Genomic DNA, 26,910 nt, shown 5'->3' with positions numbered 1-26,910 from the left:
TTATATTATTGATGGAATATAAATTTCCTTTACTAACGTAAAAAAGGTCGCCCTTTCAAAAACTGAAAGAGCGAACCTAGCTATATTTATTAACGCAACTTCAAGGTGACCAATCCCATCAATACCAACATTAAGGAAATAATCCAAAACCGAATAATCACTCTTGGCTCTGGCCATCCCTTCAATTCAAAATGGTGGTGAATCGGTGCCATTCTAAAAATGCGTTGTTTACGTAACTTATAAGACCCTACTTGCAAAATAACAGAGAGCGCTTCAACAACAAATACCCCGCCCATTATCACAAGTAAAAATTCCTGACGAACTAGAATCGCCACGACACCAAGTGCTCCACCTAATGCAAGAGAACCTACATCACCCATAAAGACTTGCGCGGGATAAGTATTGAACCACAAGAATCCTAACCCTGCACCAACGATGGCGGTACAAAATACAACCACCTCAGAACTATATTTAATGTATGGGATGTGCAAGTATTCTGCGAAATTCACGTTACCCGTCGCCCATGCAATTAACGCAAACGCGCCTGCGACAAGCGCTGTTGGCATAATCGCTAATCCATCCAAACCATCTGTTAAATTCACCGCATTACCCGTTCCAACAATCACAAAGTAAGACAATACGATATAAAACAAACCTAATTGAGGCATAATGTCTTTAAAGAATGGAATCACTAAACGGGTGGCATCGGTGTTGTGGCCAAGCCAATAAAGCCAAAGGATTGCCACTAATGCCACAACAGACATCCAAAAATATTTCCAACGAGCAATTAAACCATCTGTATTTTTACGAGTAATTTTGCGGAAATCATCCACAAAACCAATTGCACCGTATCCAAATAATACAAATAAGCAAACCCAGATATAAGGATTCGCGAGATTTGCCCATAATAACGTACTTACGCCAATAGAGAATAAAATCATCACACCGCCCATAGTGGGGGTGCCTTTTTTGGCAAAGTGACTTTCAGGACCATCATTTCGCACTTCTTGGCCAAATTTTAAGATCTGTAAACGTTTGATCACTTTTGGGCCAATCCAAAGTGAGATAAAAAGTGCGGTTAATAATGCAAGAATTGCACGGACCGTAATATAAGAAATCGCATTAAACGCGGTTTCATAACGAACAAGATATTCAGCAAGCCAGACTAACATTTAATTTTATCCTTTAATGAATAGATTACATCTTCCATTTTCATTGAGCGCGAGCCTTTTCCTAGCACCACGACTTTGTTATTTTGTTGTAATTGGGTTTCAATCAATGGCACAAGAAAATCAACCATTTCCACCTTATCAGTAAAATGCTTACCCGAAACAGCCTCAGAAATAACCGCACTTTCATTGCCATAAGAACAAACTAAATCTAAATTTGCCGAGTTGGCATGTTGTCCTACTTCACGATGAATAGTGAGAGAGTTTTCGCCCAACTCTTTCATATCACCGACACACAAAATACGGAAAGCATCATAACCTTTTAAAACATCAATCGCAGCACATAGAGAATCTTTATTCGCATTATAAGTATCATCTAACAGCAATAAATTAGGCGTGACTTGAATGGGGAATAAACGCCCTTTCACTTGTGAACGTTGTTCTAATCCAGCTTTTACATCTGTAAGAGTGGCACCGACATTCATTGCAAGTGCGGTAGCAGCCAAGGCATTTTTTACATTATGTTCCCCCAGATAAGGCAAGTTAATCTCAATTTCACCTTGTGGGGAAATAAGTGTAAAAGTGGAACCTTGAGCAGTATGATGAATATTTTTTGCGGAATAATCTTTACCGTTGAAATATTGAATTTCATGTTCACCGATTTCTTTTTGCCAAACATTTAAATGATTATGTTCTGCGTTAATAATCGCTACACCATTCAATGTTAAACCGCGATAAATCTCACCTTTAGCTTGTGCTACGCCCTCTAAAGAACCAAAGCCCTCTAAATGCGCCGGCGCAATATTATTAATCAATGCAGCATCAGGTTGAGCTAATTTTGTGGTGTAATCAATTTCACCTTGATGATTTGCACCAAGTTCGATCACAGCGAAACGATGTTTTTCTGTTAAGCGAAGAAGGGTTAAGGGCACACCAATATCGTTATTAAAATTGCCATTGGTAAAAAGTACCGCTTCTGAATCACAAGCTGTATGTTGCAAAATACTCGCCGTCATTTCTTTTACCGTGGTTTTACCAGAAGACCCTGTCATCGCGACAGTACGCGGATTAATTTTCTCGCGTAACCATTTTGCAAGTTCGCCTAAAGCAATTCGAGTATCCTTAACCACAAGTTGTGGAACAGAAATGGATGAATTTTCTTGCTGAACAACCACGGCTACCGCACCTTGTGCTACCGCTTGTTCAAGATATTGGTGAGCATCAAACTTTTCACCTTTCAACGCAAAAAATAAACTATTTGATACTCTTTTTCGAGTATCTGTATTAATTTCTTCAACTTGCACATTTTTATCGCCAATTAATTTAGCTTGAAGAATCTGTGCTAATTGTTCAGTAGAGAGTTTAATCATAATTTAATTGTTATTATTTTAAAAAATCATGGGCAATTTCTTGGTCGGAAAAATGTACAATTTCAGTGCCAATAATCTGATAATTTTCATGACCTTTGCCAGCAATTAAAATCACATCACTTTCAACCGCACTTTCAATCGCAAATTGAATGGCCTGTTCTCGATCAGGAATAATGCCGACTTTATCCATATTTTTAAAGCCAGCGACAATATCTGATTCAATTTGGCTTTGTGATTCTGTTCTAGGATTATCTTTTGTCACGATAACCTTTTCAGCAAACTGCTCTGCAACTTGTGCCATTAATGGACGTTTACCTCTATCACGGTCTCCACCACAGCCAAAAATACACCATAACTCACCTTGGCAATGTTCACGCGCTGCCATCAAGGCTTTTTCTAGTGCGTCAGGTGTATGCGCATAATCTACAATAACTGTTGGTTTATTTGGATATTGAATCATTTCCATTCTTCCACATACTCCTTTCAAAGATTTCGCCGTAGCGAGTAAATTTTCTAATGGATAACCAAATGATAATAACGTGGTCATCACTAATAACAAATTGCTTACATTGAAAGCACCGATTAATGGACTATGCAATACACCATTACCCCAGCTAGATTCAAAAGTAATATCTGCGCCTTTAGCATGATAGTGGATATCTGTTGCCTTCATCCATTGATGTAAGTTTAATTGGAAATCAGCGCTCGTACTTACCGCAATAGCATTGGGCAATTCACTTAACCATTGGCATCCAATCTCATCATCAGCGTTAATCACTTTAATTTGCGTATCTAATTCTGTGAACAAGCGTTTTTTAGCGGAAGCATAATTTTCCATGGTCTGGTGATAATCTAAATGATCACGCGTTAAGTTCGTAAAAATCCCTGCTTTAAAACGCAGCGCCTCAACACGATGTTGTGCCAAACCATGCGATGAAACTTCAATAGAGGCAAAATCTGCGCCAGCTTGCTTAAAACTGAAAAGTGATGATTGAATTTCCACTGCTGAGCCCGTTGTATTTTTAGCTTCTACAACTTGACCTAAAAGGCCATTACCAATGGTTCCCATGACAGCCGCACGATGGCCTAATAATTCCGCCCATTGTGCTAATAATTGAGAAATAGTGGTTTTGCCATTTGTCCCCGTGACACCAACAAGCGTTAATTTTTTTGAAGGCGAATCATAGAAAATATCCGCCAAAGACGAAAGATGACGTGCAAGTTGATAAAACTTAACTACTGGCACATTCCCGATAAACGCTACAGTTAAATGCTCGCTAGATAATTCTGTCTCAGAAACCACCGCACTCGCACCAGAATGAATAGCCGAATCAATAAATTGATTTCCATCGACTTGATGCCCTTTTATCGCCACAAGAAGATCGCCAGCTTTAACTTTACGGCTATCCAACACCATATCATGGAGTTCTATATCATCCTTTAATTCAGGCAAATTAAAAAGTGCGGTGAGTTTTTTCATAATTTTTCCTTAATTCACTTTTTGATTCTTGTGATCACCAACATATACGATACGTTTTGCGCTTTTAGTTGCTGTTTTTTCAACAGGTTCAGCATCTTGTGGAATAGCATTTGCACGCAAAGCATAACCCATAATGCTAGAGAATACTGGCGCAGAAACTGCACCACCATAATATTCACCAGCTTTTGGATCATTAATCAAAATCACCAATGCATAACGAGGGTCACTAATCGGTGCAATACCCGCAGTAAATGCAACATATTTATTTACATAATGTCCATTTTCAATCTTACGTGCTGTACCTGTTTTCACGCCAACACGGTAGCCTTCCACCATTGCGCGTTTATTTTTAATTGCTACTTTCTCTAAAATCCCTACTATATCTTTAGTTATTTTTTCAGAGAAAACGCGTTTTCCAATGACTGGAGGATCGACTTTAGTGATAGAAAGCGGGCGATAAACACCAAAACTACCAAGGGTTGCATATGCTCGAGCAATTTGTAAAGGTGTCGCAGTAATACCGTAACCATAAGCGACTGTTGCACGTTCAATATCTGCCCAGCGTTTACGATTTGCGTTCAAAATCCCAACTTGTTCACCGATCAAGCCTAAATCTGTCGGTTTACTTAAACCGGCATTTTGATAAGTTTCCATCAATGCACTAGGTGGCATACGCAATGCAAGGCGACTCACACCACGGTTACTGGAATTAATTAAAATCTCGTCTAAAGTTTGTTGTGCTCGAGGTGCAACGTCCACAATTTCTTTGCCACTCACGGTGAATGATCCCGTGTTGATGATTTCATCACGACGCACTACTCCACGTTGAAGTGCGGTTAAAACTACGAAAGGTTTTACAGTAGAACCTGGCTCAAACGTGTCGGTGATTGCACGGTTACGCATTAATTCTGATTTAACACCGACACGGTTGTTTGGATTGTAAGATGGTGCAGTAGCCATAGCCAATACTTCACCAGTTCGAACATCGACTAATACCGCAGTACCAGACTCAGCATTATTGTCAGACACCGCCTTTTTAATCTCACGATATACCATGGATTGTAATTTTTCATCGATACTTAAGGTGACATCTTGCGCATCATATTTTTTCTCATCCGCAATATGTTCAACAATATTTCCGCGTTTATCTTTACGAACAGTACGTGAACCATCTTTACCCACAAGAATGGAATTAAAGCTTTTCTCAATGCCCTCAATACCGTTTCCATCAATATCGGTATAACCTACTACATGCGCAGCTTCTTCTACGCGAGGATAAAAACGACGATGCTCAGTTTCTAAATTAACACCTTTAATCTTAAGTTTACGAATATAATCTGCTTTGTTCGATTCTACTTGGCGGGCCAAATACAAATAACCTGATTTGGAATTCTTCTCGATTTTTTTCACCAAATCATTTTCGCTAATACCCAACTCTTGTGCCAAAGCAGTAACCCGTTCTTTATCTGCAAGTGCATTTTCTTTTAGCATGGTTTTCGGATCTGCAACCACAGCATTCATCGGTACACTTACAGATAAAAGCTGACCATTACGATCTAAAATTGAACCACGCACAGATAACACCTCATCCTTACGCAAAGAACGTTTATCAGCCTCTCCAGATAAGGTGCTCGAATCAACAGACTGCACATAAGCCGCACGAGCGACTAAAGCACATAAACCAGCCAAAATAAAAAAAGCAGAAACCCAATAACGAACACGCATAAAACATTTTTCAAACACAATTTTCGGTTTGTTATGTTTTACGGCTTCAGGTGCGGCCAATTTTCTAATTGTTTTTTTTGCTTTACCTGATTTACGAGAAGAATTGAACTTAACCATCTTTTCTACCTATTATTCTCTAATTTCAACTTCTTGTTCTGGGGATATTGTTTTCATTTTTAAGGTTCCAACAGCAATAGATTCCACTCTAGTACTGTCTCCTTCTGTTGCTTCTTGCACTTGCAAATTTCGATATTCACTTTCAAGCGCTTGGCGCTGTAAAATCAATTGACCATTTTCAGAAATTAATCGACGTGCCTGATGAGTTACCCAAATCACGCTCATTGATGAAATCAAAATTGCAACCAATAACAACACAATTAATTTATTTGAAGAAAATAGATCTTCAACCAAAATCTGCTGTAACGGATAACGAGGTTTATTATTTTCAGACATCACTAAATTCTCTCCGCCACACGCAATACCGCACTTCTTGAACGAGGATTTGCTTGAATTTCTGCATCACTTGGTTGAATTGCTTTACCAATAGTTTTTAATTTTTGATTACGTTGAATTTGGTCTTCTCGCAATGGCAAACCTTTAGGGATATCCTCGCCTTTACTTTGTTTTTTCATAAAATGTTTCACCATTCTATCTTCTAAAGAATGGAAACTAATAATTGATAAACGCCCTTCTGGCGCTAGCATGTCTAAAGCAGAATTGAGTACACTTTCCAATTCATCTAATTCTGCATTGATGAAAATACGAATAGCTTGGAAACTACGAGTAGCTGGATGTTTATGTTTATCTTTGAAAGGTACCGCTTGTGAAATGAGCTCAGCTAATTGACTAGTTCGCGATAAAAATTCTGTGCCATTTTTAGCCGCACTTTTGTTGTAATCAACAATGGCAGTGGCAATACGTTTAGCAAAACGCTCTTCGCCAAAAGTTTTCAAAACCCAAGTTAAATCCTCAACCGATACTTGTTTTAACCATTCTTCTGCTGATAAACCTTGAGTCGTGTCCATACGCATATCAAGCGGGCCATCTTTCATAAAACTAAATCCACGTTCAGCTTCGTCAAGTTGAGGGGAAGACACACCAAGATCAAGCAAAATGCCGTCAATTTTGCCAACCAAATTTAATTTTTCACAAATTTCAGGAATATGGGAAAAGCTGTTGTGTTCAATCTGAAAACGTGAATCTTGAATTTTTTGAGCTTCAGCAATGGCTCTAGGATCGCGGTCAACGCTAATGAGACGACCATTTGGGGATAATTTAGAAAGGATTAAGCGAGAATGACCACCACGGCCAAAAGTACCGTCAATATAAATTCCATTTTCCTTCAATGCCAAGCCATTCACGGCTTCATGAAGTAAAACTGTGATATGTTCAGGTGAAGAAAAGGAATTTTTGGTATCCATAAATACAATATAAAAGTAAAAAACGGTGAATCATTTTCTATAATGAGAAATCTTTCAAAGCCTCAGACGCAAAGTCTGCACTTGAACCAATTTCCATATCTTCTTCAATTTGGGCATGCCATTCTACAGCACTCCAAATTTCAAATTTATTAAGTTGTCCCACCAACATTAAACCTTTTTCTAATTTTGCATGTTGACGTAATGGTCCACTAAGCAAAATACGGCCCTGAGCATCCATCTCACATTCAGTGGCGTGACCAAGCATTACTCGTTGCAAACGGCGTTGGGTAGGATCAAAGTTAGAAAGTGCGAGAAGTTTTTGTTCGATTTTTTCCCATTCATCAAGGGGATAAAGTAAAAGGCAAGGTTGGCGAATATCTACAGTACAAACCATTTGCCCTTGGTTCTTTTCAAGAATTTCAGAGCGATAGCGGGTTGGGATCGCTACACGTCCCTTAGAATCTAAATTAACCGCTGTTGCACCACGAAACATATTACGCCTTCAAATTAAACTTATTTTGAGAAATTTTTCTAAAAATCTCCACAAAACACCACTTTTCTCCACATCTACGTTAGTTTATAATTTGTTTGTTTAAGTTGCAAGCGATTATCCCTGAAATAACCCTATTTTTTATCAAAATAAAAAGCCGTTTGAGACAATATCTCAAACGGCTTTTTTCAACCAAATTATCTTGATTAATTATTCACATACGCTTCTTCATCGCGCTCGCCTAATGGCTTAAGCATAGTGAAGAATAACACGATACAAACAATTGTTGTTGCAAAACCAAGATAAACTGAAAGTTGATAATCTAAACCGAAACCGATTTTGTTGTAGAACAAGTAAGTTGCACATACTGTTGTAATAAACCAAGCCGGAATAGACGCAACCCAGTGGAATTTATGGTAGCGATATAAGTATGCTGCTGCCGTCCATAACATTACCATTGCTGTCATTTGGTTTGCCCAAGTGAAATAACGCCATAACACGCTAAAGTCAATGGTTGAAACGAAATAGCCTAATACGAATAGTGGTACAGCAATTAGCAAACGTTTAGGTAATGAACGTTGGTCGATATGGAAAATTTCCGCTAATTGTAAACGAGCAGCACGGAATGCGGTATCACCAGAAGTAATAGGTAAAACCACCACGCCTAACACCGCAAAAATACCACCGATAAAACCTAAGAAGTGTAATGAACTGTCATATACAACTTTAGATGGTGAACCCGCTGTAATCGCATCTTGTAATGCTTGTGGGTTTTCATAGAATGCAAGACCAACCATACACCAGATTAACGCAATTACACCTTCAGCAATCATCGCACCGTAAAAGATAAAACGACCTTCTTTTTCATTTTCAGCACAACGCGCCATTAAAGGAGTTTGAGTTGCATGGAAACCAGATAATGCACCACAAGAAATAGTTAAGAACAATAATGGCCAAATTGGAACATCACCCTTCACTTGGAAGTTTTGAGCAAATTTTTCTAAAGTTAAACCTTGGCCATCTGCATTGATAGTACGGAAAAACTCAATAGGGTCCACAGCACTGAAGTGTGCAGAAATTAGGCCATACACCATACCTACAGACATAAATAGCAACAATGCGCCAAAGAGCGGATAGATTCGACCAATAATTTTATCGATTGGCAATAAAGTTGCAAGAATATAGTAAGCAAAAATAATAATCGTCCAAATTGCAACAACAGTTGCTTTATCCATTCCCCATACTTTGATACCGCCCGCTTCAACTGCACGATGAACAGCCTCTGCATCACCTAATTGTAACGCGCCTTGAGATGCACCCAATAAGTCCATGGTAATCGTACCCATTAATTGAGCAGGGCTTGATACAAACACAACACCTACTAATAATAGAAGAACAAGTGCTAATGTGTTAATAAATACTTTTACAGGGCGACCTAAGAATTTACCAGCTAAATGAGGCATAGTTGCACCGCCATGACGGATACTCAACATACCACAGAAATAGTCATGTACTGCACCGGCAAAAATACAACCGATTACAATCCAAAGCATTGCCACTGGTCCGTATAACGCACCAAGAATTGGACCAAAAATAGGACCAGTTCCAGCAATGTTTAATAATTGAATTAACCAAATTTTGGTTTTTGACATTGGCATATAATCCACGCCATCATTTACCTGGTAAGCAGGGGTCTGACGTTGTGGATTAATCACAAAGATTTTTTCGATAATTTTTCCATAAACAAAGTAACCAAGAATCAAGATGGCTACACAAAAGAAAAACCATAACATAGAAAGGCTCCTCAAAAGATAAAAGAAAGTATTTAGTAGATGCCCTAAACAAGCCGCGGTATTCTATTTCAAATTGTTTAAAATCAAAAATTGAATTTAAGAAATTTTATGGATTTGTGACTTGCATCACATTTGTAAAACCGAAGAATTCTATTAGAATACTAATAAATAAGTAATTTTATAATTATAGAGAAACAGATGGCCTTAACTCGATGCCCTGAATGCAGAAAAAAGATTAGTGAAAATGCAGAAAACTGCCCTAATTGTGGTTTTTCTTTTAAACAAGCAGATTTAGAGATTTATAAACAACAATTAGAAAGACGCCGACTGCACAATGCTGAAATCAATCGTAAAAGTACAAAACTCCACATAATTTGGTTTTGCATCTTTACTATTTTTATCGCGCTAGCTAGTTGGATTACAAATAAATAGAAAAAATATCTCGTATGTATAGAGTGACTTCAGATATCAACCATTAATTCGTTCATCTCCACTATAGATATTCCCTTTACCTTCTCTTGCAAAGCCAATCAAAGTCAAATGATACGCTTCAGCCATTTTCACAGCAAGATCGGTAGCCCCAGAAATCGTAACTAACATTTCCACCCCACAAGAAATAGTTTTTTGAACCATTTCATAACTTGCACGACTCGAAGCGACAATAATGCCATTAGGCTTGCCTGATTTTGCATGCCAACCAAGTAATTTATCAAGCGCAACATGACGACCCACATCTTCAAAAATAGCAAGCATATTGCCTTCTAAATCAAAAAGACCACAAGCATGCGTCGAACCTGTTTGCTGACCTAGTAATTGATTTTTATGAAGCTCTGACAAACAGCTATCAAGCAAATTCAAATCGAACTTAAAAGTGCGGTCTAATTTTGGAAAATTTTTATACACTTGATTAAGCTGCTCCGTGCCACAAATGCCACACCCAGTACGTCCTGTAAGATTACGACGATGCTCTTTTAATGCCATAAATTTTCGGCTAGACAGTTCGATTTGCACTTCAATACCATTGCAAACTTCCACAACATCAATACCGTAAATATCCGAAGGTTTTTCAATAATGCCTTCCGTGAGGGAAAACCCCAAAGCAAACACCTCTAAATCTTTCGGTGAACACATCATAACCGCATGAGAAATACCGTTATAAACTAATGAAACTGGCATTTCGACCGCTAGAAAATCTTCTTTTGATTGTAAAAGCGCGGTTGAATTTTCTATACTTTTATTTCTTTTAAAAAAGTTAATCGTTTGTTTAATCAGCCAATCCATTCTTTACCTACCCATTACTAAAATGTAAAAAAAATGTTAATATTTTGGTAAATTTATGATCTAGATCATAATATTTCTGCATTATAATGCCATTTGATTATAGATTTATCGTTAAAAAATCGTTATTCTAGGCGCCCATAAATTGGCCTATTTTTGAACCAATTTACTATGTTGAGTAACGTTATTTTAACGAAATCAACCAAATTATCTAGTTACACTAGACGAATTTATTACTATCTAAACATCTCAACAACTTGTTGTTGAAAGGAGTGATTATGCAGATCTCAAGAAGAAAATTCTTTAAGGTCTGTGCAGGTGGTATGGCGGGAACATCAGCTGCGATGTTGGGTTTTGCTCCAGCAAGTGCGTTAGCTGCGCCGCGTGAATACAAATTATTACGCGCATTTGAATCTCGTAACACTTGTACATATTGTTCCGTAAGCTGTGGTATGTTGCTTTATAGCACAGGCAAACCTTACGATACGTTAAGCAGCCACACTGGCACCAATACTCGTTCAAAATTATTCCATCTCGAGGGCGATCCGGATCATCCAGTTAGCCGTGGTGCACTCTGTCCTAAAGGTGCTGGCGCCCTTGATTACGTAAATAGCAAAAGCCGCTGTTTATATCCTGAATATCGAGCACCAGGCTCTGATAAATGGGAACGCATTTCTTGGCATGATGCTATTAAGCGTATTGCCCGTTTAATGAAAGATGACCGTGATGCCAACTTCGTTGAAAAAGATGCAAGTGGCAAAACTGTTAACCGTTGGACAACTACAGGTATTATGACCGCATCCGCTATCAGTAATGAGGCCGCACTTCTTACCCATAAATGGGTTCGAATGATGGGCATAGTGCCGATGTGTAACCAAGCGAATACTTGACACGGACCAACGGTAGCAAGTCTTGCTCCATCATTTGGTCGCGGTGCCATGACAAACAACTGGGTTGACATCAAAAACGCCAATCTTATTATCGTTCAAGGCGGTAACCCTGCTGAAGCTCACCCTGTTGGCTTCCGCTGGGCGATCGAAGCGAAGAAAAACGGTGCAAAAATCATCGTGGTTGACCCTCGCTTTAACCGTACAGCGTCTGTAGCTGACCTTCATGCGCCAATTCGTTCTGGTACTGATATCGCATTCTTAATGGGTGTAATCCGTTACCTATTGGAAACCAATCAAATCCAACACGAATACGTTAAACACTATACCAATGCTTCATTCTTAATTAATGAAGGCTATAAGTTTGAAGACGGTTTATTCTCTGGCTTTAACGAAGAAAAACACAATTACGACAAATCAACTTGGAATTACCAATTTGATGAAAACGGAAATGCAAAACGTGATATGACCTTACAAGATCCACGTTGTGTGATTAATATCTTGAAAGATCACGTCTCTCGCTATACCCCAGAAATGGTTGAGCGTATCACAGGCGTCAAACAAAAAACCTTCTTACAAATCTGTGAAGAGATTGGTAAAACCTCTGCGCCAAACAAAACTATGACGCACTTATATGCGTTAGGTTTAACTGAGCATACAATTGGTACACAAAACATTCGCTCAATGGCAATGATCCAATTACTCTTAGGTAACATGGGTATGCCAGGCGGTGGTATTAATGCGTTGCGTGGACACTCAAACGTACAAGGTACAACAGATATGGGCTTATTGCCGATGTCTTTACCAGGTTATATGCGTCTACCAAATGACAAAGATAGCTCTTACGAACAATACATTAATGCGATTACGCCAAAAGATATCGTACCAAACCAAGTAAACTACTATCGTAATACGTCGAAATTCTTCGTGAGTATGATGAAAACGTTCTATGGTGATAAAGCAACCAAAGAAAATGGTTGGGGCTTCGATTTCTTACCAAAAGCAGATCGTTTATACGATCCTATCACTCATGTTAAGTTAATGAATGATGGCAAATTAAACGGTTGGATTTTACAAGGTTTCAACGTATTAAACTCATTACCGAATAAAAACAAAACTGTTGCAGGTATGAGCAAATTGAAATTCTTAATCGTAATGGATCCACTGCAAACTGAAAGCTCGGAGTTTTGGAAAAACTTTGGTGAATCTAACAACGTTAATTCAGCAGAAATTCAAACGGAGGTATTCCGTTTACCAACAACCTGTTTCGCAGAAGAAGATGGTTCTATTGCCAACTCAGGTCGTTGGGCACAATGGCACTGGAAAGGTTGTGATCAACCTGGAGAAGCGATGCCTGATGTTGAAATTCTTTCCATGATTCGTGAAGAAATGCACGACCTTTATAAAAAAGAAGGTGGTCGTGGTATTGAATCATTTGAAGCGATGACCTGGAATTATGCTCAACCACATTCACCAACCTCAGTTGAACTAGCCAAAGAGCTTAATGGTTATGCACTTGAGGATCTTTATGATGCGAATAACAATCTCATCTATAAGAAAGGTCAATTATTAAATGGATTTGCTCACTTAAGAGATGATGGTACTACCACATCTGGAAACTGGCTCTATGTTGGTCAATGGACAGAAAAAGGTAACCAAATGGCAAATCGTGATAATTCTGACCCTTCAGGATTAGGTTGTACTGTAGGTTGGGGCTTTGCATGGCCTGCAAACCGTCGTGTTCTTTACAATCGCGCATCATTAGATATCAACGGTAATCCATGGGACAAACACCGCCAATTAATTAAATGGAATGGTAAAAACTGGAACTGGTATGACATTGCTGACTACGGCGCGCAACCACCAGGTTCCGATGCAGGTCCATTTATTATGTCTGCAGAAGGTGTTGGTCGTTTATTTGCAGTAGATAAAATTGCAAATGGTCCAGTGCCTGAGCACTATGAACCAATTGAAAGCCCAATTGATACTAACCCACTGCATCCAAGCGTAGTAACGGATCCAACTATCCGTATCTATAAAGAAGACCGTGAGTTTATTGGTTCAAATAAAGAGTATCCATTTGTGGCTACAACTTATCGTTTAACTGAACACTTCCACAGTTGGACAGCTCAATCTGCTCTAAACATCATCGCTCAGCCACAACAATTTGTGGAAATTGGCGAGAAATTAGCTGCAGAAAAAGGCATCCAAAAAGGTGATACGGTAAAAGTAATTTCAAGACGTGGTTACATCAAAGCGATTGCCGTTGTGACTAAACGTTTGAAAGATTTAGAAATCGATGGACGCACAGTTCACCATATTGGTATTCCAATTCACTGGAATATGAAAGCCTTAAATGGTAAAGGTAACCGCGGTTTCTCAGCAAATACCTTAACACCATCTTGGGGTGAATCAAATACGCAAACACCAGAATACAAAACATTCTTGGTAAACATTGAGAAGGCGGAGGCATAATATGCAAGCAATGGATGTACAAACCCAAGACATCATTAAGATCTCCGCAACCTCTGGTTTAACACCAGCACCTCAAGCGCGAGATCATAAAGTTGAAGTGGCAAAATTAATCGATGTCAGTACATGTATCGGTTGTAAAGCTTGCCAAGTTGGCTGCTCAGAGTGGAATGACATCCGCTCTGATGTAAATGCGCAGTGTCATGGTATTTACGATAACCCTGTAGATCTAAATGCTAAAGCATGGACGGTGATGCGTTTTAACGAAGTAGAGGAAAACGATCGTTTAGAATGGCTAATCCGTAAAGATGGATGTATGCACTGTGCTGAACCAGGCTGTTTAAAAGCTTGTCCATCACCAGGTGCTATCATTCAATACAAAAACGGTATTGTGGACTTCCAATCTGATAAATGTATCGGATGTGGTTATTGTATTGCTGGCTGTCCATTCAACATTCCACGTATGAATCCGGATGACAACCGTGTGTACAAATGTACCCTTTGTGTGGACCGTGTTTCTGTAGGTCAAGAGCCTGCATGCGTGAAAACTTGTCCAACTGGAGCGATTCGTTTTGGTTCTAAAGAAGAAATGAAGCTCTACGCAGAAAAACGCATAGCTGATTTAAAATCTCGTGGTTATGAAAATGCAGGACTTTACGATCCTCCAGGCGTAGGCGGAACACACGTAATGTATGTGTTACATCACGCTGATAAACCAGAGCTTTACAATGGTCTTCCAAAAGATCCACAAATTGATTTAAGTGTGACCTTATGGAAAGATGTATTGAAACCAGTAGCGGCAGTTGCAATGGGTGGCTTGGCATTAGCTGAAATCGCTCACTACTTAACTGTGGGTCCTAATATTGAAGAAGATGTGGAAGATCATCACCACGAATTTGAAGAAGAAAAACCATCTAAGGGGGAAAGCAATGAGTAAAATTGAGATCAACAACGATACTCGAATCGTCCGCCATAGAACACCAGCGCGTATCAGTCACTGGATGTTGGTAATTTGTTTCTTTATGACAATGTTCACTGGTGTTGCATTTTTCTTCCCTGATTTCGCATGGTTAACAGAAATTTTAGGTACACCACAAATTGCGCGTGCAATTCACCCATTCACTGGGATTTTAATGTTCTTCGCCTTCATCTACTTGGCATTATTGTACTGGGATCACAATATTCCAGAGAAAAACGATATTCGCTGGGCAAAAGGTGTCGTTGAAGTTCTTAAAGGGAATGAACACGCGGTTGCTGATAATGGCAAATATAACCTTGGTCAAAAAATGCTCTTCTGGACATTAAACTTGGCAATGGTAACGTTATTAGTGACTGGCATCATTATGTGGCGTCAATATTTTTCGCACTACTTCTCAATCCCAGTATTGCGTTTTTCGATTCTGCTCCATTCTTTGAGTGCATTTATGTTATTCACTGGTATCTTAGTGCATATGTATATGGCATTCTGGATTAAAGGTTCGATTCGAGGAATCATTGAAGGTTGGGTAACCGTTCGTTGGGCGAAGAAACACCACCCGAAATGGTATCGCGAAGAAATTTTACCTGAGCTTGAAAAAGATTTACTCAACGAGCAATCAGGTAAAAAAGGAAAAACCAAAGTATTATTTAAAGGATTTGGCAAATAAGCTGAAATCTTGAAAAAGAAAAAAGTGCGGTTAAAATTGACCGCACTTTTTATTATGAAAGTGAGAAAAGAACATGAGTATCAAAATCTTATCAGAATCAGAAATCAAACAAGCAGCGAATTCTTTCCAAACACCTGCTGTATTATTTGCCAATCCTAAAAATCTTTATCAACGCAGAGCAAAACGTTTAAGAGACTTAGCACAAAATCACCCACTATCAGATTATTTATTATTTGCTGCAGACATAGTTGAAAGCCAACTTTCCACGTTAGAAAGAAATCCTTTACCACCACAACAGTTTGAACAGCTAAATGATATCGAGCCACTAAATGCGAAAACCTTTAAAAGAAACAGCATCTGGCGTGAATACTTAACTGAAATTCTTGATGAGATTAAACCAAAGGCTAATGAGCAAGTCGCTGCGACAATTGAATTTCTTGAAAAAGCATCCTCTGCCGAATTAGAAGAAATGGCAAATAAGCTCTTAACACAAGAATTTAATTTAGTCAGCAGTGATAAAGCAGTCTTTATTTGGGCCGCACTTTCACTTTATTGGTTACAAGCAGCTCAACAAATTCCTCATAATAGCCACGTTGAAAACTCTGAAAATTTACATCACTGCCCTGTTTGTGGCTCATTACCTGTTGCAAGTATTGTACAAATTGGTACATCACAAGGTTTACGCTACTTACATTGTAATTTATGTGAAAGTGAATGGAATTTAGTACGCGCACAATGCACCAACTGTAATAGCCACGACAAACTCGAAATGTGGTCGTTAGATGAAGAACTTGCACTTGTTCGTGCTGAAACCTGTGGTAGCTGTGAAAGTTACTTGAAAATTATGTTCCAAGAAAAAGATCCTCATGTAGAGCCAGTAGCCGATGATTTGGCTTCTATTTTCTTAGATATTGAAATGGAAGAAAAAGGTTTCGCACGCAGCGGATTAAATCCATTTGTTTTTCCTGCAGAAGAAGCATAAAAATATAGCCTAGGATAAACATCCTAGGCTATATCATTTGTATCTATAAATAACAGGCCATTACTACGGCATTTTCTCGTCCACCATTGGGTTTCGGATAATAATTTTTTCGAATATCGACTTCATTAAAACCAATTTTTTCATACAAGAAACGAGCTGGGTTAGACTCTCTAACTTCTAGCCATAGGGTCTGTACACCTTTTTCTTTCAATCGAGCGATTAACTCATTCAACAATAATTCCCCCAATCCATTACCTTGATGAGACGGTACAATAGCAATATTAAACAAGGTCGCTTCATCCAATACTGTTTGGCAAATAGCAAAACCAATAATCTGATTATTCTCTATTAATTTTAAATTGAGATAACGAGTCCCTTGGTTATTTTTTAATGTCCCCAACGACCAAGGAACCAGATGGGCTTGCAGCTCGATTTCATACAATCGGTCGAAATCACTGGCTTCAATTTGAGAAATAATAGACATAATTAAGGCTGCTGAATTTGTTGCCACAACTCTCGTTTGGCTTGGTAATTAGATTGAAATTGTTGCCAACTTGGCGAGCGATAAACACGCTCAGCCTGCATGCAAAATGATAAAGTGCGGTCAATTTTGTCACTATTTTCTGATAATAACCAGTAACGAATAGGCTGCTTACATTCGATATGCTGGATTTGATCATAATTCAAACATAAGCAATCTTCTTTTTTAAGATCAAGGCTGAGTAGCACATCAGCCAACAAAGGCGAGCCACTTATATTTTCATCAGAAACAGTGATAAAGCGGATATTCTCAGCAACACTAATTCCTACCGAACCTTGTAGCACCTCTGGGCGATATAACGTCCACTGGGAAATGCCCATTTCTTGTAAAAGAAGATCGCGTCTATTCATATTAACGAGCAATACTATCAAATGGATAATCGACTAATGCCTTAATAATCGCACGTTCTTCAGCCTGAGTAGGTTCCACTTGATATGAGGTATAACTACGATAAGCAATTATATTTTTATCTTTATGTACTAAAGCAACGTAACGTTTAAATTTATCACTGGCACAAGCATAATAATCATGAATATCTGATTTCACAGCCTGTAACTGGCAGGTCTCTTTATTTTTTGCAAAATAACGTTCCGTAATAGCTTTCTCATGAGAAACATCAGTTAAATAGAATGTATCACTTAGCACAGCTTTACGAGCCTCACTATTTTTACTTAATGCCAAACTCACAAAACGAGGATCATCACCTTTTACTGCTTGTGTTTGTTTCACATATTTCTCGCCATTGAATTCAATTTCGATACCTTTAGCTGAAATACGCTGAAACTGTGCATCTAACTTTTGTAATACTTCAGTTTGAGCAGGCGTTAATACCGGCTTTGATACTTTAGATGCCTTTTGAGGCGTACCTTGAACAAGGTCGAGAACTTGACATCCAGATAGTAAAGTTGCCATTAAGAGTGCAGAGAGAATTTTTTTCATAAAGGATTTTCCTAAAATAGTTTTAATCAATTTTTATTAATAATTTTGCTAAAATATCGCGTAATTTTAACTAATAACCCACAGGATTCAAAGCGTGATTTCTCTAGAAAGCCAAGTTTTAGAACGACATCTTTCATTTTTTGATGGAAAATCAGTATTATTTGCTGGCAGTATTTCTGATAATTTTCCTCAAACATTAGCCTCAAAATGCCCATCAATCCAAATTTGGAGCTGCTATTTTGATTATGCAAGAACACAAAGTGCGGTCAATTTTTCCGTTGAATTTCAAGATCAAGCTGATTTAATCGTTTATTATTGGACTAAAAACAAGCAAGAAGTTAATTTCCAACTGCTTCAACTATTCGCTCAGGCGCCTATTGGCCAAGAAATATTAATTATTGGAGAAAACCGTTGTGGCGTGCGTTCAGTAGAAAAAATATTAGAACCCTATGGTGAAATAGCGAAAATTGACTCTGCTCGTCGTTGCGGTTTATATCATTTTTCACTACAAAACAAACCACACTTTGAACTTAAAAAGTTCTGGAAAACCTATCAACATTCTACGCTACAAGACTTAACTATATATAGTTTACCTGGGGTATTTAGTGCGGCGGAATTAGATACGGGCACAGAACTGTTACTTTCAACCATTGATAATAAAATAAAAGGAAAAGTGCTCGATCTTGGCTGTGGGGCGGGAGTAATTGGATCTATGATTAAAAAACGCTCTCCTAACGTACAAATTACCATGACTGATATTCATGCGATGGCGTTAGAATCAGCGCGTAAAACACTTTCTGAAAATCAATTACAAGGCGAAGTTTACGCCAGTGATGTCTTTTCTGATATAGAAGGAAAATTTGATTTGATCATTTCTAATCCTCCATTCCATGATGGTATTGATACTGCCTACCGAGCTGTGACAGAACTCATCACTCAAGCAAAATGGCACCTCAATCAAGGCGGAGAATTACGCATTGTCGCCAATTCATTTTTGCCTTATCCCGAATTACTTAGACAACATTTCTCGGATTACGAAGTGCTTGCTCAAACAGGAAAATTTAAAGTGTATTCAGTGAAAAATTAGAAACAAAAAATCCCCCATCTCAATAATGGGGATTTTTCTATTTATTGCTTATGGATTTCACCGCACTTTATTCATCCATATATCCTAAACTACGCAATGCACGTTCATCATCTGCCCAACCAGATTTCACCTTCACCCAAAGTTCGAGGTGAACTTTGTTATCAAATAAACGTTCCATATCAGCACGCGCTTCCATACCAATAATTTTAATTTTTTGACCACCCGCACCAATTACCATTTTTTTCTGACCTTCCCGTTCAACGAGAATTAAGCCATTTATTTCATAAGTGCCACGTTCATTCACTTTGAATTGTTCAATTTCAACAGTAACAGAATAAGGCAATTCTTCACCGGTAAAACGCATTAATTTCTCACGGATTATTTCCGATGCCATGAAACGTTGCGAACGGTCTGTGACATAATCTTCTGGAAAATGATGCACACCTTCACTTAAAGATTGGCGTACAATTTTCTCTAATTCATGAACATTATTACCACGCTGTGCAGAAATTGGCACAATGTGAGCAAAGTTAAATTTACTGCTAAGATCTGTAATAAACGGCAACAAATCATCTTTATTTTTAATGTTATCTACTTTGTTAATAGCTAACACAACTGGTGCTTTTGCATTGCGTAATTTGTTTAGCACCATCTCATCATCTGCATTCCAGTGTGTACCATCTACGACAAAAATAATTAAATCAACATCGCCGATAGCACTACTTGCTGCGCGGTTCATTAAACGGTTAATCGCACGCTTCTCTTCAATATGAAGTCCCGGAGTATCCACATAGATTTCTTGATACGCCCCTTCAGTTTTAATCCCAACAATACGGTGACGCGTGGTTTGAGCTTTACGTGATGTAATTGAAATTTTTTGTCCTAAAATTTTATTTAAGAGCGTTGATTTACCCACATTTGGGCGACCTACGATAGCAATAAAGCCGCAATAGGTTTTGTCGAATTGTTCGGTCATTTGATGTCCAGTTCTTTTAAAATTTGTTCTGCTGCCGCTTGTTCAGCTTTACGACGGCTAGATCCTTTTGCCACAAAAGTGCGGTCAATTTTATCCGCACTTTTCACTTTGCATTCAACAGTGAAAATCTGGCAATGTGCTTCCCCTTGAATATTTACTACTTCATAAGTTGGCAATGGCAGATGTTTACCTTGTAAATATTCTTGCAAACGAGTTTTCGCATCTTTTTGGTTATCACCCGGTTTGATTTCAGCCAATAATTGTTGATACCAATTTCGAATCACTTGGGTCGTCACAGCCAATCCTTGATCCAAAGACATTGCGCCAATAATCGCTTCTACACAATCGGCAAGAATAGATTCGCGGCGAAAACCACCGCTTTTTAGCTCACCAGAACCAAGAGACATATAATCGCCCAATTCAAATTGACGCGCTAAAATCGCTAAAGTGGGTTCTCTCACCAAAGTGGCACGCATACGGCTCAGTTCACCTTCATTACAACGAGGAAACTGATGATAAAGCGCCTCAGCAATAGTGAAATTAAGAATAGAATCGCCTAGAAATTCTAGGCGTTCATTATGTTGAGTCGCCGCACTTCGATGCGTAAGTGCCTGCTTTAAGAGCGCAATATCATTAAAACGATAGCCGATTTTACGCTCAAGTCGATCTAAATGATTCATCTTATTTTATTGCTGTAAAGAAGCGATCAAAACGGAAACCTGTTGGCCACTCATTCGCTTCTTTTTCTAAGCTCATCCAAATATAAGTGGCTTTACCCACAATATTTTTTTCAGGCACAAAGCCCCAGAAACGACTATCATCGCTGTGATCGCGGTGATCTCCCATCACAAAATACTGCCCTTCTGGCACAAGCCATTCTGCAGTTTGCATACCTTCTTGTGGGAAAAACTCAGGACCTGAATAACGACGATATTCACTAATTAACACGTTATGTGTTACATCGCCTTTTTCAGTCAATTCTAATTCATTCGGAAAAGCAGGATTTGTTGGATTTTGTGAATATTCAAACGCCTTGGTTTCGCAATCAACTTCACAAGGTTTACCTTGTTTGCCATATACCACTTTTAGCGTTTTTTGTTCCGCATCAAAAATGACGCGATCTCCGCCCTTTCCAATAATACGCTTAATATAATCGACACCAGACATATTATCTTTTGAACTTAACGCTAGATTTTCTGCAAAAGCTGCACGAGTTGCCCCAAGACCAGTACGAATTAAAGCTTGTTGTGGTGCTTTAAACACAATCACATCGCCACGTTGTGGTTTTTCACCTGCAATAATGGTGTTTTGGAAAATCGGATCTTTCACGCCATAAGCATATTTGTTCACGACCAAAAAGTCACCAACTCGTAAGGTTGATTCCATTGAACCTGATGGAATTTGAAATGGTTCAAATAAAAAAGATCGCACTAAGAATACGACAGAAAGCACCGGGAAAAGAGATGATAAAAACTCAGAGGCTTCGGAAATCGGTTCAATTTTTGCTTTTTCTTCGTCAGTTAATACTTGGCCTGAACGCTGTTCAGCACGTGCAATTTTACGATTACGTTTTGGCGTTACCACAAAATAATGGTAGCACCATAATACGCCTGAAAGTGCGGTCAAAATTAGCAATACAATACTAAATGTGTTTGGTAATTGAAAATAATCTAAAACTTTCCAAACACCAAAACCAACCGCCAGTAAAATTACAAAAAATAAATTTGACATAATTTCCCTTATTTATCTTTTCCTACATGTAAAATTGCCAAAAACGCTTCTTGTGGTACTTCTACGTTACCTAAGGACTTCATACGTTTTTTACCTTCTTTCTGTTTCTGTAAGAGTTTTTTCTTACGGCTCACGTCACCACCATAACATTTTGCCAATACATTTTTACGTAATTGTTTTACGGTTGAACGCGCAATAATGTGGTTACCAATCGCTGCTTGAATCGCAATATCAAATTGCTGACGAGGAATTAACTCACGCATTTTTTCAACCAATTCACGGCCACGATATTGTGAATTATCTTTATGAACAATTAAAGCCAAAGCATCTACTCGTTCACTGTTAATCATAATATCCACGCGAACCATATCTGCAGCTTGGAAACGTTTGAAACCGTAATCTAACGAAGCATAACCACGCGATGTCGATTTTAAACGGTCAAAGAAGTCTAAAACAACTTCGCCCATTGGAATCTCGTAAGTCAGCGCAATCTGATTACCGTGATATACCATATTGGTTTGCACGCCACGTTTTTCCACGCAAAGTGTAATGACGTTACCTAAATATTCTTGCGGCACTAACATATTGCATTCTGCAATAGGCTCACGGATTTCAGCAATATTATTAAGCGGAGGCAATTTCGATGGACTATCGACGTAAACAACATCACCATTCGTTAATTGCACTTCGTAAATTACCGTTGGCGCAGTAGTGATAAGATCTAAATCATACTCACGCTCTAAACGCTCTTGAATGATTTCCATATGTAGAAGTCCAAGGAAACCACAACGGAAACCAAAACCAAGTGCGGTCGAAGTTTCTGGTTCATAGAAAAGTGAGGCATCGTTTAAACTTAATTTGCCAAGCGCATCGCGAAACGCTTCATAATCATCAGAACTTACAGGGAAAAGACCCGCATACACTTGCGGTTTTACTTTTTTAAAGCCTGGCAACACTTCAGTTGCAGAATTATGTTGATGAGTTAAGGTATCGCCCACTGGCGCACCTAAAATATCTTTAATTGCACAAACTACCCAACCAACTTCGCCACATTCTAAAACAGTAGTATCTTCTTGTTTTGGCGTAAAAATCCCTAAACGATCAACGTTGTAAGCCTGTCCAGTGGACATTACTTTGATTTTATCGCCTTTACGCAAGACACCATTTTTAATACGAACCAATGACACCACGCCTAAATAGTTATCGAACCAAGAATCAATAATCAATGCTTGTAATGGCGCATTCGGATCACCTTCTGGTGCAGGAATTTTTGCCACGATTTCTTCTAATACATCTTCGATACCTACACCCGTTTTAGCAGAGCATCGAACCGCTTCCATCGCATCAATTCCAATAATATCTTCAATTTCTTCAGCTACACGTTCAGGATCCGCGGCTGGTAAGTCAATTTTGTTTAAAATCGGTACTACTTCTAAATCCATTTCAATTGCGGTATAACAGTTTGCCAAGGTTTGAGCTTCTACCCCTTGACCAGCATCAACCACCAACAAAGCCCCTTCACAAGCAGCAAGAGAGCGAGACACCTCATAGGAAAAGTCCACATGTCCTGGTGTATCGATAAAGTTTAATTGATAAGTTTCGCCATCTTTGGCTTTATAATTTAAAGTAACACTTTGTGCTTTGATGGTAATTCCGCGCTCACGCTCAAGATCCATTGAATCTAGCACTTGCGCTTCCATTTCACGATCCGAAAGGCCACCACAAGTTTGAATCAAACGGTCAGAAAGCGTCGATTTACCGTGGTCAATATGGGCAATAATAGAAAAGTTGCGAATATTCTTCATAAAAGATAGTTTTTCTCAAAAAATCAATAAATTTAACTGGCGGATTGTACCTGAAAAGTGCGGAAATCGCTAGGGATGAAAGGGAAAAGTGCGGTCAAATTTTTTAACCTTTTAGATAAAACAAAACCCCGAATTACTTCGGGGTTTCTTTTTTCACTCAAACTGAAATTATAGGCTTTCAGTGAAAGTACGAGTAATAACGTCGCGTTGTTGTTCTGGTGTTAAAGAGTTGAAACGTACTGCGTAACCAGAAACACGGATAGTTAATTGTGGATATTTATCTGGATTGTTTACCGCATCTTCTAAAGTTTCACGACGTAATACGTTTACGTTTAAGTGTTGACCACCTTCAACTTTAACAGTTGGCGCTACGTTTACCGGTAATTCACGGTATTCGATTTGACCTAATTCGCTAACTGCAACAACTTGGTCTTCAGCGAATTCGCCTTTTGCACATAAGCAACGCGCTTCATTTTTTTCGCTGTCTAATAACCAGAATGAATTAAGCAAATTGTCATTTGCCGCTTGAGTAATTTGAATACCTTTAATCATAATAGCCTCCTAATTAGCATTGGAATAATCATAAAAACTGTACAAATTTTATCAAATAATTTGAAGATTTCAAATTATTTTGGATTTTTTTTTGATAAAGAACAGGTTATCTTTTTAAGACAATTTTACAAACTTGATCTAAATTAAACTTTACTTATTTAAATCACGATCCCCCCAAATAATTTAACATTAATTTAACCTTTAAACTTTTTATTGCCTTAATCTTTTTGTTTATAATAAGAGCAAACTTATTAATAGGATCAAAATAATGAAAACCTGGACAGATGTTATCGGAAAAGAAAAAGAACAACCTTACTTTCAACACGCACTACAACAGGTTCATCTTGCAAGAGCAAGCGGGAAAACGATTTATCCACCACAAGAAGATGTATTTAATGCATTCAAATATACCGCTTTTGAAGATGTAAAGGTGGTGATTTTAGGACAGGATCCTTATCATGGACCAAACCAAGCTCATGGATTGGCTTTTTCAGTAAAACCTAAAGTCGCCATTCCCCCTTCCCTAGTAAATATGTATAAAGAGCTTACACAAGATATTTCGGGATTCCAAATGCCATCACATGGTTATTTAGTCAAATGGGCAGAACAAGGGGTATTGCTGCTCAACACTGTGCTTACCGTAGAACGTGGCATAGCACATTCACATGCTAATTTCGGCTGGGAAACGTTTACGGATCGTGTTATTACAGCGCTTAATGAACATCGTGAAAAACTCGTGTTTTTACTTTGGGGCAGTCTCGCACAAAAAAAAGGGCAAATTATTGACCGCACTCGTCATCTTGTTTTAACGGCTCCACATCCTTCCCCACTTTCAGCTCATCGAGGTTTCTTTGGCTGTCATCATTTTTCCAAAACAAATTCATATTTGGAAAGCCACGGAATAAAACCGATAGATTGGCAAATCTAAAACCATATATCCCTAAAAAAATAACCGCACTTTAATTTCTCAAAGTGCGGTTAAATATTTCAAGATTTCAATTAGCCGTGATAACGCCCTACACCTAATTCATCTTCTTTACGTGTGCGATTCATCACTTCTTGTGGAGATTGCGCAATACGTAATCCCATTTCATCTTCTGTACGCACCACTTCACCGCGTAGAGAATTGGTATAAACATCAGTGATTTTCACATCCACAAATTTACCAATCATCTCCGGAGAACCTTGGAAATTGACAATACGATTCGTTTCAGTACGTCCCGTCAATTCCATAATGTCTTTCTTCGACGGCCCTTCAACTAGCACGCGTTGTTCTGTGCCAAGCATGCGACGGCTAAACTGTGCAGCTTGTTGATTAATACGCTCTTGTAACACATAAAGACGTTGTTTCTTTTCATCTTCCGTTACATCATCTGGCATATCTGCAGCAGGCGTACCTGGTCGGGCTGAGTACACAAAACTGAAGCTCATATCAAAGTTCAGTTGTGCAATCAAATTCATAGTTTGCTCAAAATCTTCCGCAGTTTCCCCCGGGAAACCAACAATAAAGTCTGAGCTGATTTGAATATCAGGACGCACAGCACGAAGTTTACGAATAATAGATTTATATTCTAATGCTGTATGACCTCGTTTCATCATCGTTAATACACGGTCAGAACCCGCTTGGACTGGAAGATGCAAGAAACTCACCAATTCAGGCGTATCACGATATACGTCAATAATATCATCCGTAAATTCTATTGGATGACTGGTTGTAAAACGTAAACGGTCAATACCATCGATAGACGCCACGAGACGAAGCAACTCAGCAAAGCTACAAATTTGACCATCATGTGTCGGACCACGATAAGCATTTACATTTTGACCAAGTAGGTTGACCTCACGCACACCTTGATCCGCAAGCTGCGCAATTTCAAATAGCACGTCATCCACAGGACGGCTAACTTCTTCACCACGTGTATAAGGTACAACACAGAAAGTACAGTATTTATTACAGCCTTCCATAATCGAAACAAATGCTGTTGGACCTTCTGCACGAGGTTCAGGTAAGCGGTCAAATTTCTCAATTTCAGGGAAACTTACATCTACAACAGAACTCTTACCACCACGAATTTGGTTAATCATTTCAGGCAGGCGGTGCAAAGTTTGTGGACCAAAAATAATATCTACATAAGGTGCACGATGGCGAATATGTTCCCCTTCTTGAGAGGCCACACAGCCGCCCACACCAATCACTAAATTTGGCTTATTTTTCTTTAACTCTTTCCAACGACCAAGTTGGTGGAACACTTTTTCTTGTGCTTTTTCACGAATAGAACAGGTATTCAATAATAATACGTCTGCTTCTTCAGGAATTTCGGTAAGTTCTAATCCATGAGTACTTAATAAAAGATCTGCCATTTTAGATGAATCGTATTCGTTCATCTGGCAGCCCCAAGTTTTAATATGTAATTTTTGAGTCATTTTCTACAATATCGTCAGGTGTTATAAATAATTAGTCGAATAAAGCGGTCGGCTATTTTACAGGCTTGCAATAATTCTGGCTAGTAAATATTCGGTGAAACAAAACATCAAAAATAAACCGCACTTTTGTGACATGCTAAAA

At 38.6% G+C, this 26,910-nt stretch carries 25 protein-coding genes; 7 read left to right on the top strand and 18 right to left on the bottom strand.

The window, feature by feature from the left end; genetic code table 11:
* Positions 1 to 89: 89 nt before the first annotated feature.
* The 8 genes from mraY to AAX18_RS08525 form a co-directional block, all read right to left on the bottom strand.
* Positions 90 to 1,172, bottom strand: coding sequence for a phospho-N-acetylmuramoyl-pentapeptide-transferase (mraY, locus tag AAX18_RS08560; RefSeq protein ID WP_005628287.1), 1,083 nt, complete (start codon positions 1,170 to 1,172; stop codon positions 90 to 92).
* The gene (gene murF, locus AAX18_RS08555; RefSeq protein WP_046953573.1) at positions 1,166 to 2,539 is read right to left on the bottom strand and encodes a UDP-N-acetylmuramoyl-tripeptide--D-alanyl-D-alanine ligase; all 1,374 of its coding nucleotides are present in this window, start codon (positions 2,537 to 2,539) and stop codon (positions 1,166 to 1,168) included. The genes mraY and murF overlap by 7 nt, the downstream gene beginning before the upstream one ends.
* Positions 2,540 to 2,552: 13 nt before the next feature.
* Positions 2,553 to 4,019 (bottom strand): UDP-N-acetylmuramoyl-L-alanyl-D-glutamate--2,6-diaminopimelate ligase, encoded by a 1,467-nt coding sequence (gene murE, locus AAX18_RS08550; protein ID WP_046953572.1) that lies wholly within the window; start codon positions 4,017 to 4,019, stop codon positions 2,553 to 2,555.
* Positions 4,020 to 4,028: 9 nt separating this feature from the next.
* Positions 4,029 to 5,861, bottom strand: coding sequence for a penicillin-binding transpeptidase domain-containing protein (locus AAX18_RS08545; RefSeq protein ID WP_046953571.1), 1,833 nt, complete (start codon positions 5,859 to 5,861; stop codon positions 4,029 to 4,031).
* Between the two features lie 12 nt (positions 5,862 to 5,873).
* The gene (gene ftsL, locus AAX18_RS08540) at positions 5,874 to 6,197 is read right to left on the bottom strand and encodes a cell division protein FtsL (protein ID WP_046953570.1); all 324 of its coding nucleotides are present in this window, start codon (positions 6,195 to 6,197) and stop codon (positions 5,874 to 5,876) included.
* Between the two features lie 2 nt (positions 6,198 to 6,199).
* The gene (rsmH, locus tag AAX18_RS08535; protein WP_046953569.1) at positions 6,200 to 7,165 is read right to left on the bottom strand and encodes a 16S rRNA (cytosine(1402)-N(4))-methyltransferase RsmH; all 966 of its coding nucleotides are present in this window, start codon (positions 7,163 to 7,165) and stop codon (positions 6,200 to 6,202) included.
* 37 nt (positions 7,166 to 7,202) lie between these two features.
* On the bottom strand, positions 7,203 to 7,658 hold the full coding sequence (gene mraZ / locus AAX18_RS08530; protein WP_005628276.1) for a division/cell wall cluster transcriptional repressor MraZ: 456 nt from the start codon (positions 7,656 to 7,658) through the stop codon (positions 7,203 to 7,205).
* A gap of 203 nt (positions 7,659 to 7,861) precedes the next feature.
* The gene (locus tag AAX18_RS08525; RefSeq protein ID WP_046953568.1) at positions 7,862 to 9,448 is read right to left on the bottom strand and encodes a carbon starvation CstA family protein; all 1,587 of its coding nucleotides are present in this window, start codon (positions 9,446 to 9,448) and stop codon (positions 7,862 to 7,864) included.
* A gap of 198 nt (positions 9,449 to 9,646) precedes the next feature.
* Between AAX18_RS08525 and AAX18_RS08520 the strand changes: the two genes are divergently transcribed.
* Positions 9,647 to 9,880, top strand: a complete 234-nt coding sequence (locus AAX18_RS08520; RefSeq protein WP_046953567.1) for a zinc ribbon domain-containing protein — start codon at positions 9,647 to 9,649, stop codon at positions 9,878 to 9,880.
* Positions 9,881 to 9,916: 36 nt separating this feature from the next.
* On the opposite strand, the gene fdhD is transcribed toward AAX18_RS08520, so the two are convergent.
* Positions 9,917 to 10,729, bottom strand: a complete 813-nt coding sequence (gene fdhD / locus AAX18_RS08515) for a formate dehydrogenase accessory sulfurtransferase FdhD (protein ID WP_046953566.1) — start codon at positions 10,727 to 10,729, stop codon at positions 9,917 to 9,919.
* Between the two features lie 275 nt (positions 10,730 to 11,004).
* On the opposite strand from fdhD, the gene fdnG reads away from it, so the two are divergent.
* From fdnG to fdhE, 4 genes are all read left to right on the top strand, one after another.
* Positions 11,005 to 14,088, top strand: coding sequence for a formate dehydrogenase-N subunit alpha (fdnG, locus tag AAX18_RS08505; protein ID WP_155397216.1), 3,084 nt, complete (start codon positions 11,005 to 11,007; stop codon positions 14,086 to 14,088).
* A gap of 1 nt (position 14,089) precedes the next feature.
* Complete coding sequence (gene fdxH / locus AAX18_RS08500) at positions 14,090 to 15,022, top strand: formate dehydrogenase subunit beta (protein ID WP_046953563.1); 933 nt, start codon at positions 14,090 to 14,092, stop codon at positions 15,020 to 15,022.
* Entirely contained in the window at positions 15,015 to 15,731 is a 717-nt protein-coding gene (locus AAX18_RS08495) for a formate dehydrogenase subunit gamma (RefSeq protein WP_005628717.1), read from the top strand. The genes fdxH and AAX18_RS08495 overlap by 8 nt, the downstream gene beginning before the upstream one ends.
* A gap of 73 nt (positions 15,732 to 15,804) precedes the next feature.
* Positions 15,805 to 16,713 carry a formate dehydrogenase accessory protein FdhE gene (gene fdhE / locus AAX18_RS08490; protein ID WP_046953562.1) on the top strand — a complete coding sequence of 303 codons (909 nt, stop codon included), beginning with the start codon at positions 15,805 to 15,807 and terminating at the stop codon, positions 16,711 to 16,713.
* A 43-nt stretch (positions 16,714 to 16,756) separates the two neighbouring features.
* Here fdhE and rimI read toward each other — a convergent pair whose 3' ends face one another.
* Genes rimI through AAX18_RS08475 form a run of 3 tightly spaced genes read right to left on the bottom strand, consistent with a single transcriptional unit; the run spans position 16,757 to position 18,193 of the window.
* On the bottom strand, positions 16,757 to 17,197 hold the full coding sequence (rimI, locus tag AAX18_RS08485) for a ribosomal protein S18-alanine N-acetyltransferase (protein ID WP_046953561.1): 441 nt from the start codon (positions 17,195 to 17,197) through the stop codon (positions 16,757 to 16,759).
* A gap of 2 nt (positions 17,198 to 17,199) precedes the next feature.
* The gene (holD, locus tag AAX18_RS08480) at positions 17,200 to 17,604 is read right to left on the bottom strand and encodes a DNA polymerase III subunit psi (RefSeq protein WP_046953560.1); all 405 of its coding nucleotides are present in this window, start codon (positions 17,602 to 17,604) and stop codon (positions 17,200 to 17,202) included.
* Position 17,605: 1 nt separating this feature from the next.
* The gene (locus tag AAX18_RS08475) at positions 17,606 to 18,193 is read right to left on the bottom strand and encodes a lipoprotein (protein ID WP_046953559.1); all 588 of its coding nucleotides are present in this window, start codon (positions 18,191 to 18,193) and stop codon (positions 17,606 to 17,608) included.
* A 94-nt stretch (positions 18,194 to 18,287) separates the two neighbouring features.
* Between AAX18_RS08475 and rsmC the strand changes: the two genes are divergently transcribed.
* Entirely contained in the window at positions 18,288 to 19,280 is a 993-nt protein-coding gene (gene rsmC / locus AAX18_RS08470; RefSeq protein ID WP_046953558.1) for a 16S rRNA (guanine(1207)-N(2))-methyltransferase RsmC, read from the top strand.
* Between the two features lie 67 nt (positions 19,281 to 19,347).
* Here rsmC and era read toward each other — a convergent pair whose 3' ends face one another.
* The 5 genes from era to grcA form a co-directional block, all read right to left on the bottom strand.
* A complete protein-coding gene (gene era, locus AAX18_RS08465) occupies positions 19,348 to 20,256 on the bottom strand; it encodes a GTPase Era (protein ID WP_005628727.1) in 909 nt (302 codons plus the stop codon).
* Complete coding sequence (gene rnc, locus AAX18_RS08460) at positions 20,253 to 20,936, bottom strand: ribonuclease III (RefSeq protein ID WP_005628729.1); 684 nt, start codon at positions 20,934 to 20,936, stop codon at positions 20,253 to 20,255. The genes era and rnc overlap by 4 nt, the downstream gene beginning before the upstream one ends.
* Position 20,937: 1 nt before the next feature.
* A complete protein-coding gene (lepB, locus tag AAX18_RS08455) occupies positions 20,938 to 21,987 on the bottom strand; it encodes a signal peptidase I (protein WP_005628731.1) in 1,050 nt (349 codons plus the stop codon).
* An 8-nt stretch (positions 21,988 to 21,995) separates the two neighbouring features.
* The gene (lepA, locus tag AAX18_RS08450; RefSeq protein WP_046953557.1) at positions 21,996 to 23,792 is read right to left on the bottom strand and encodes a translation elongation factor 4; all 1,797 of its coding nucleotides are present in this window, start codon (positions 23,790 to 23,792) and stop codon (positions 21,996 to 21,998) included.
* A 168-nt stretch (positions 23,793 to 23,960) separates the two neighbouring features.
* Positions 23,961 to 24,344 (bottom strand): autonomous glycyl radical cofactor GrcA, encoded by a 384-nt coding sequence (gene grcA / locus AAX18_RS08445; RefSeq protein ID WP_005628746.1) that lies wholly within the window; start codon positions 24,342 to 24,344, stop codon positions 23,961 to 23,963.
* Positions 24,345 to 24,612: 268 nt separating this feature from the next.
* On the opposite strand from grcA, the gene ung reads away from it, so the two are divergent.
* Entirely contained in the window at positions 24,613 to 25,272 is a 660-nt protein-coding gene (gene ung / locus AAX18_RS08440) for a uracil-DNA glycosylase (protein WP_005628749.1), read from the top strand.
* A gap of 71 nt (positions 25,273 to 25,343) precedes the next feature.
* On the opposite strand, the gene miaB is transcribed toward ung, so the two are convergent.
* Positions 25,344 to 26,768, bottom strand: coding sequence for a tRNA (N6-isopentenyl adenosine(37)-C2)-methylthiotransferase MiaB (gene miaB / locus AAX18_RS08435; RefSeq protein WP_046953556.1), 1,425 nt, complete (start codon positions 26,766 to 26,768; stop codon positions 25,344 to 25,346).
* Positions 26,769 to 26,910 lie beyond the last annotated feature (142 nt).

The organism is Haemophilus haemolyticus (genome assembly GCF_001008205.1).
Taxonomy (GTDB): Bacteria; Pseudomonadota; Gammaproteobacteria; order Enterobacterales; family Pasteurellaceae; genus Haemophilus; species Haemophilus haemolyticus_Q.
Note: the sequence above shows the minus strand (reverse complement) of the source record. Positions and strands in the feature narration are given on the sequence as shown.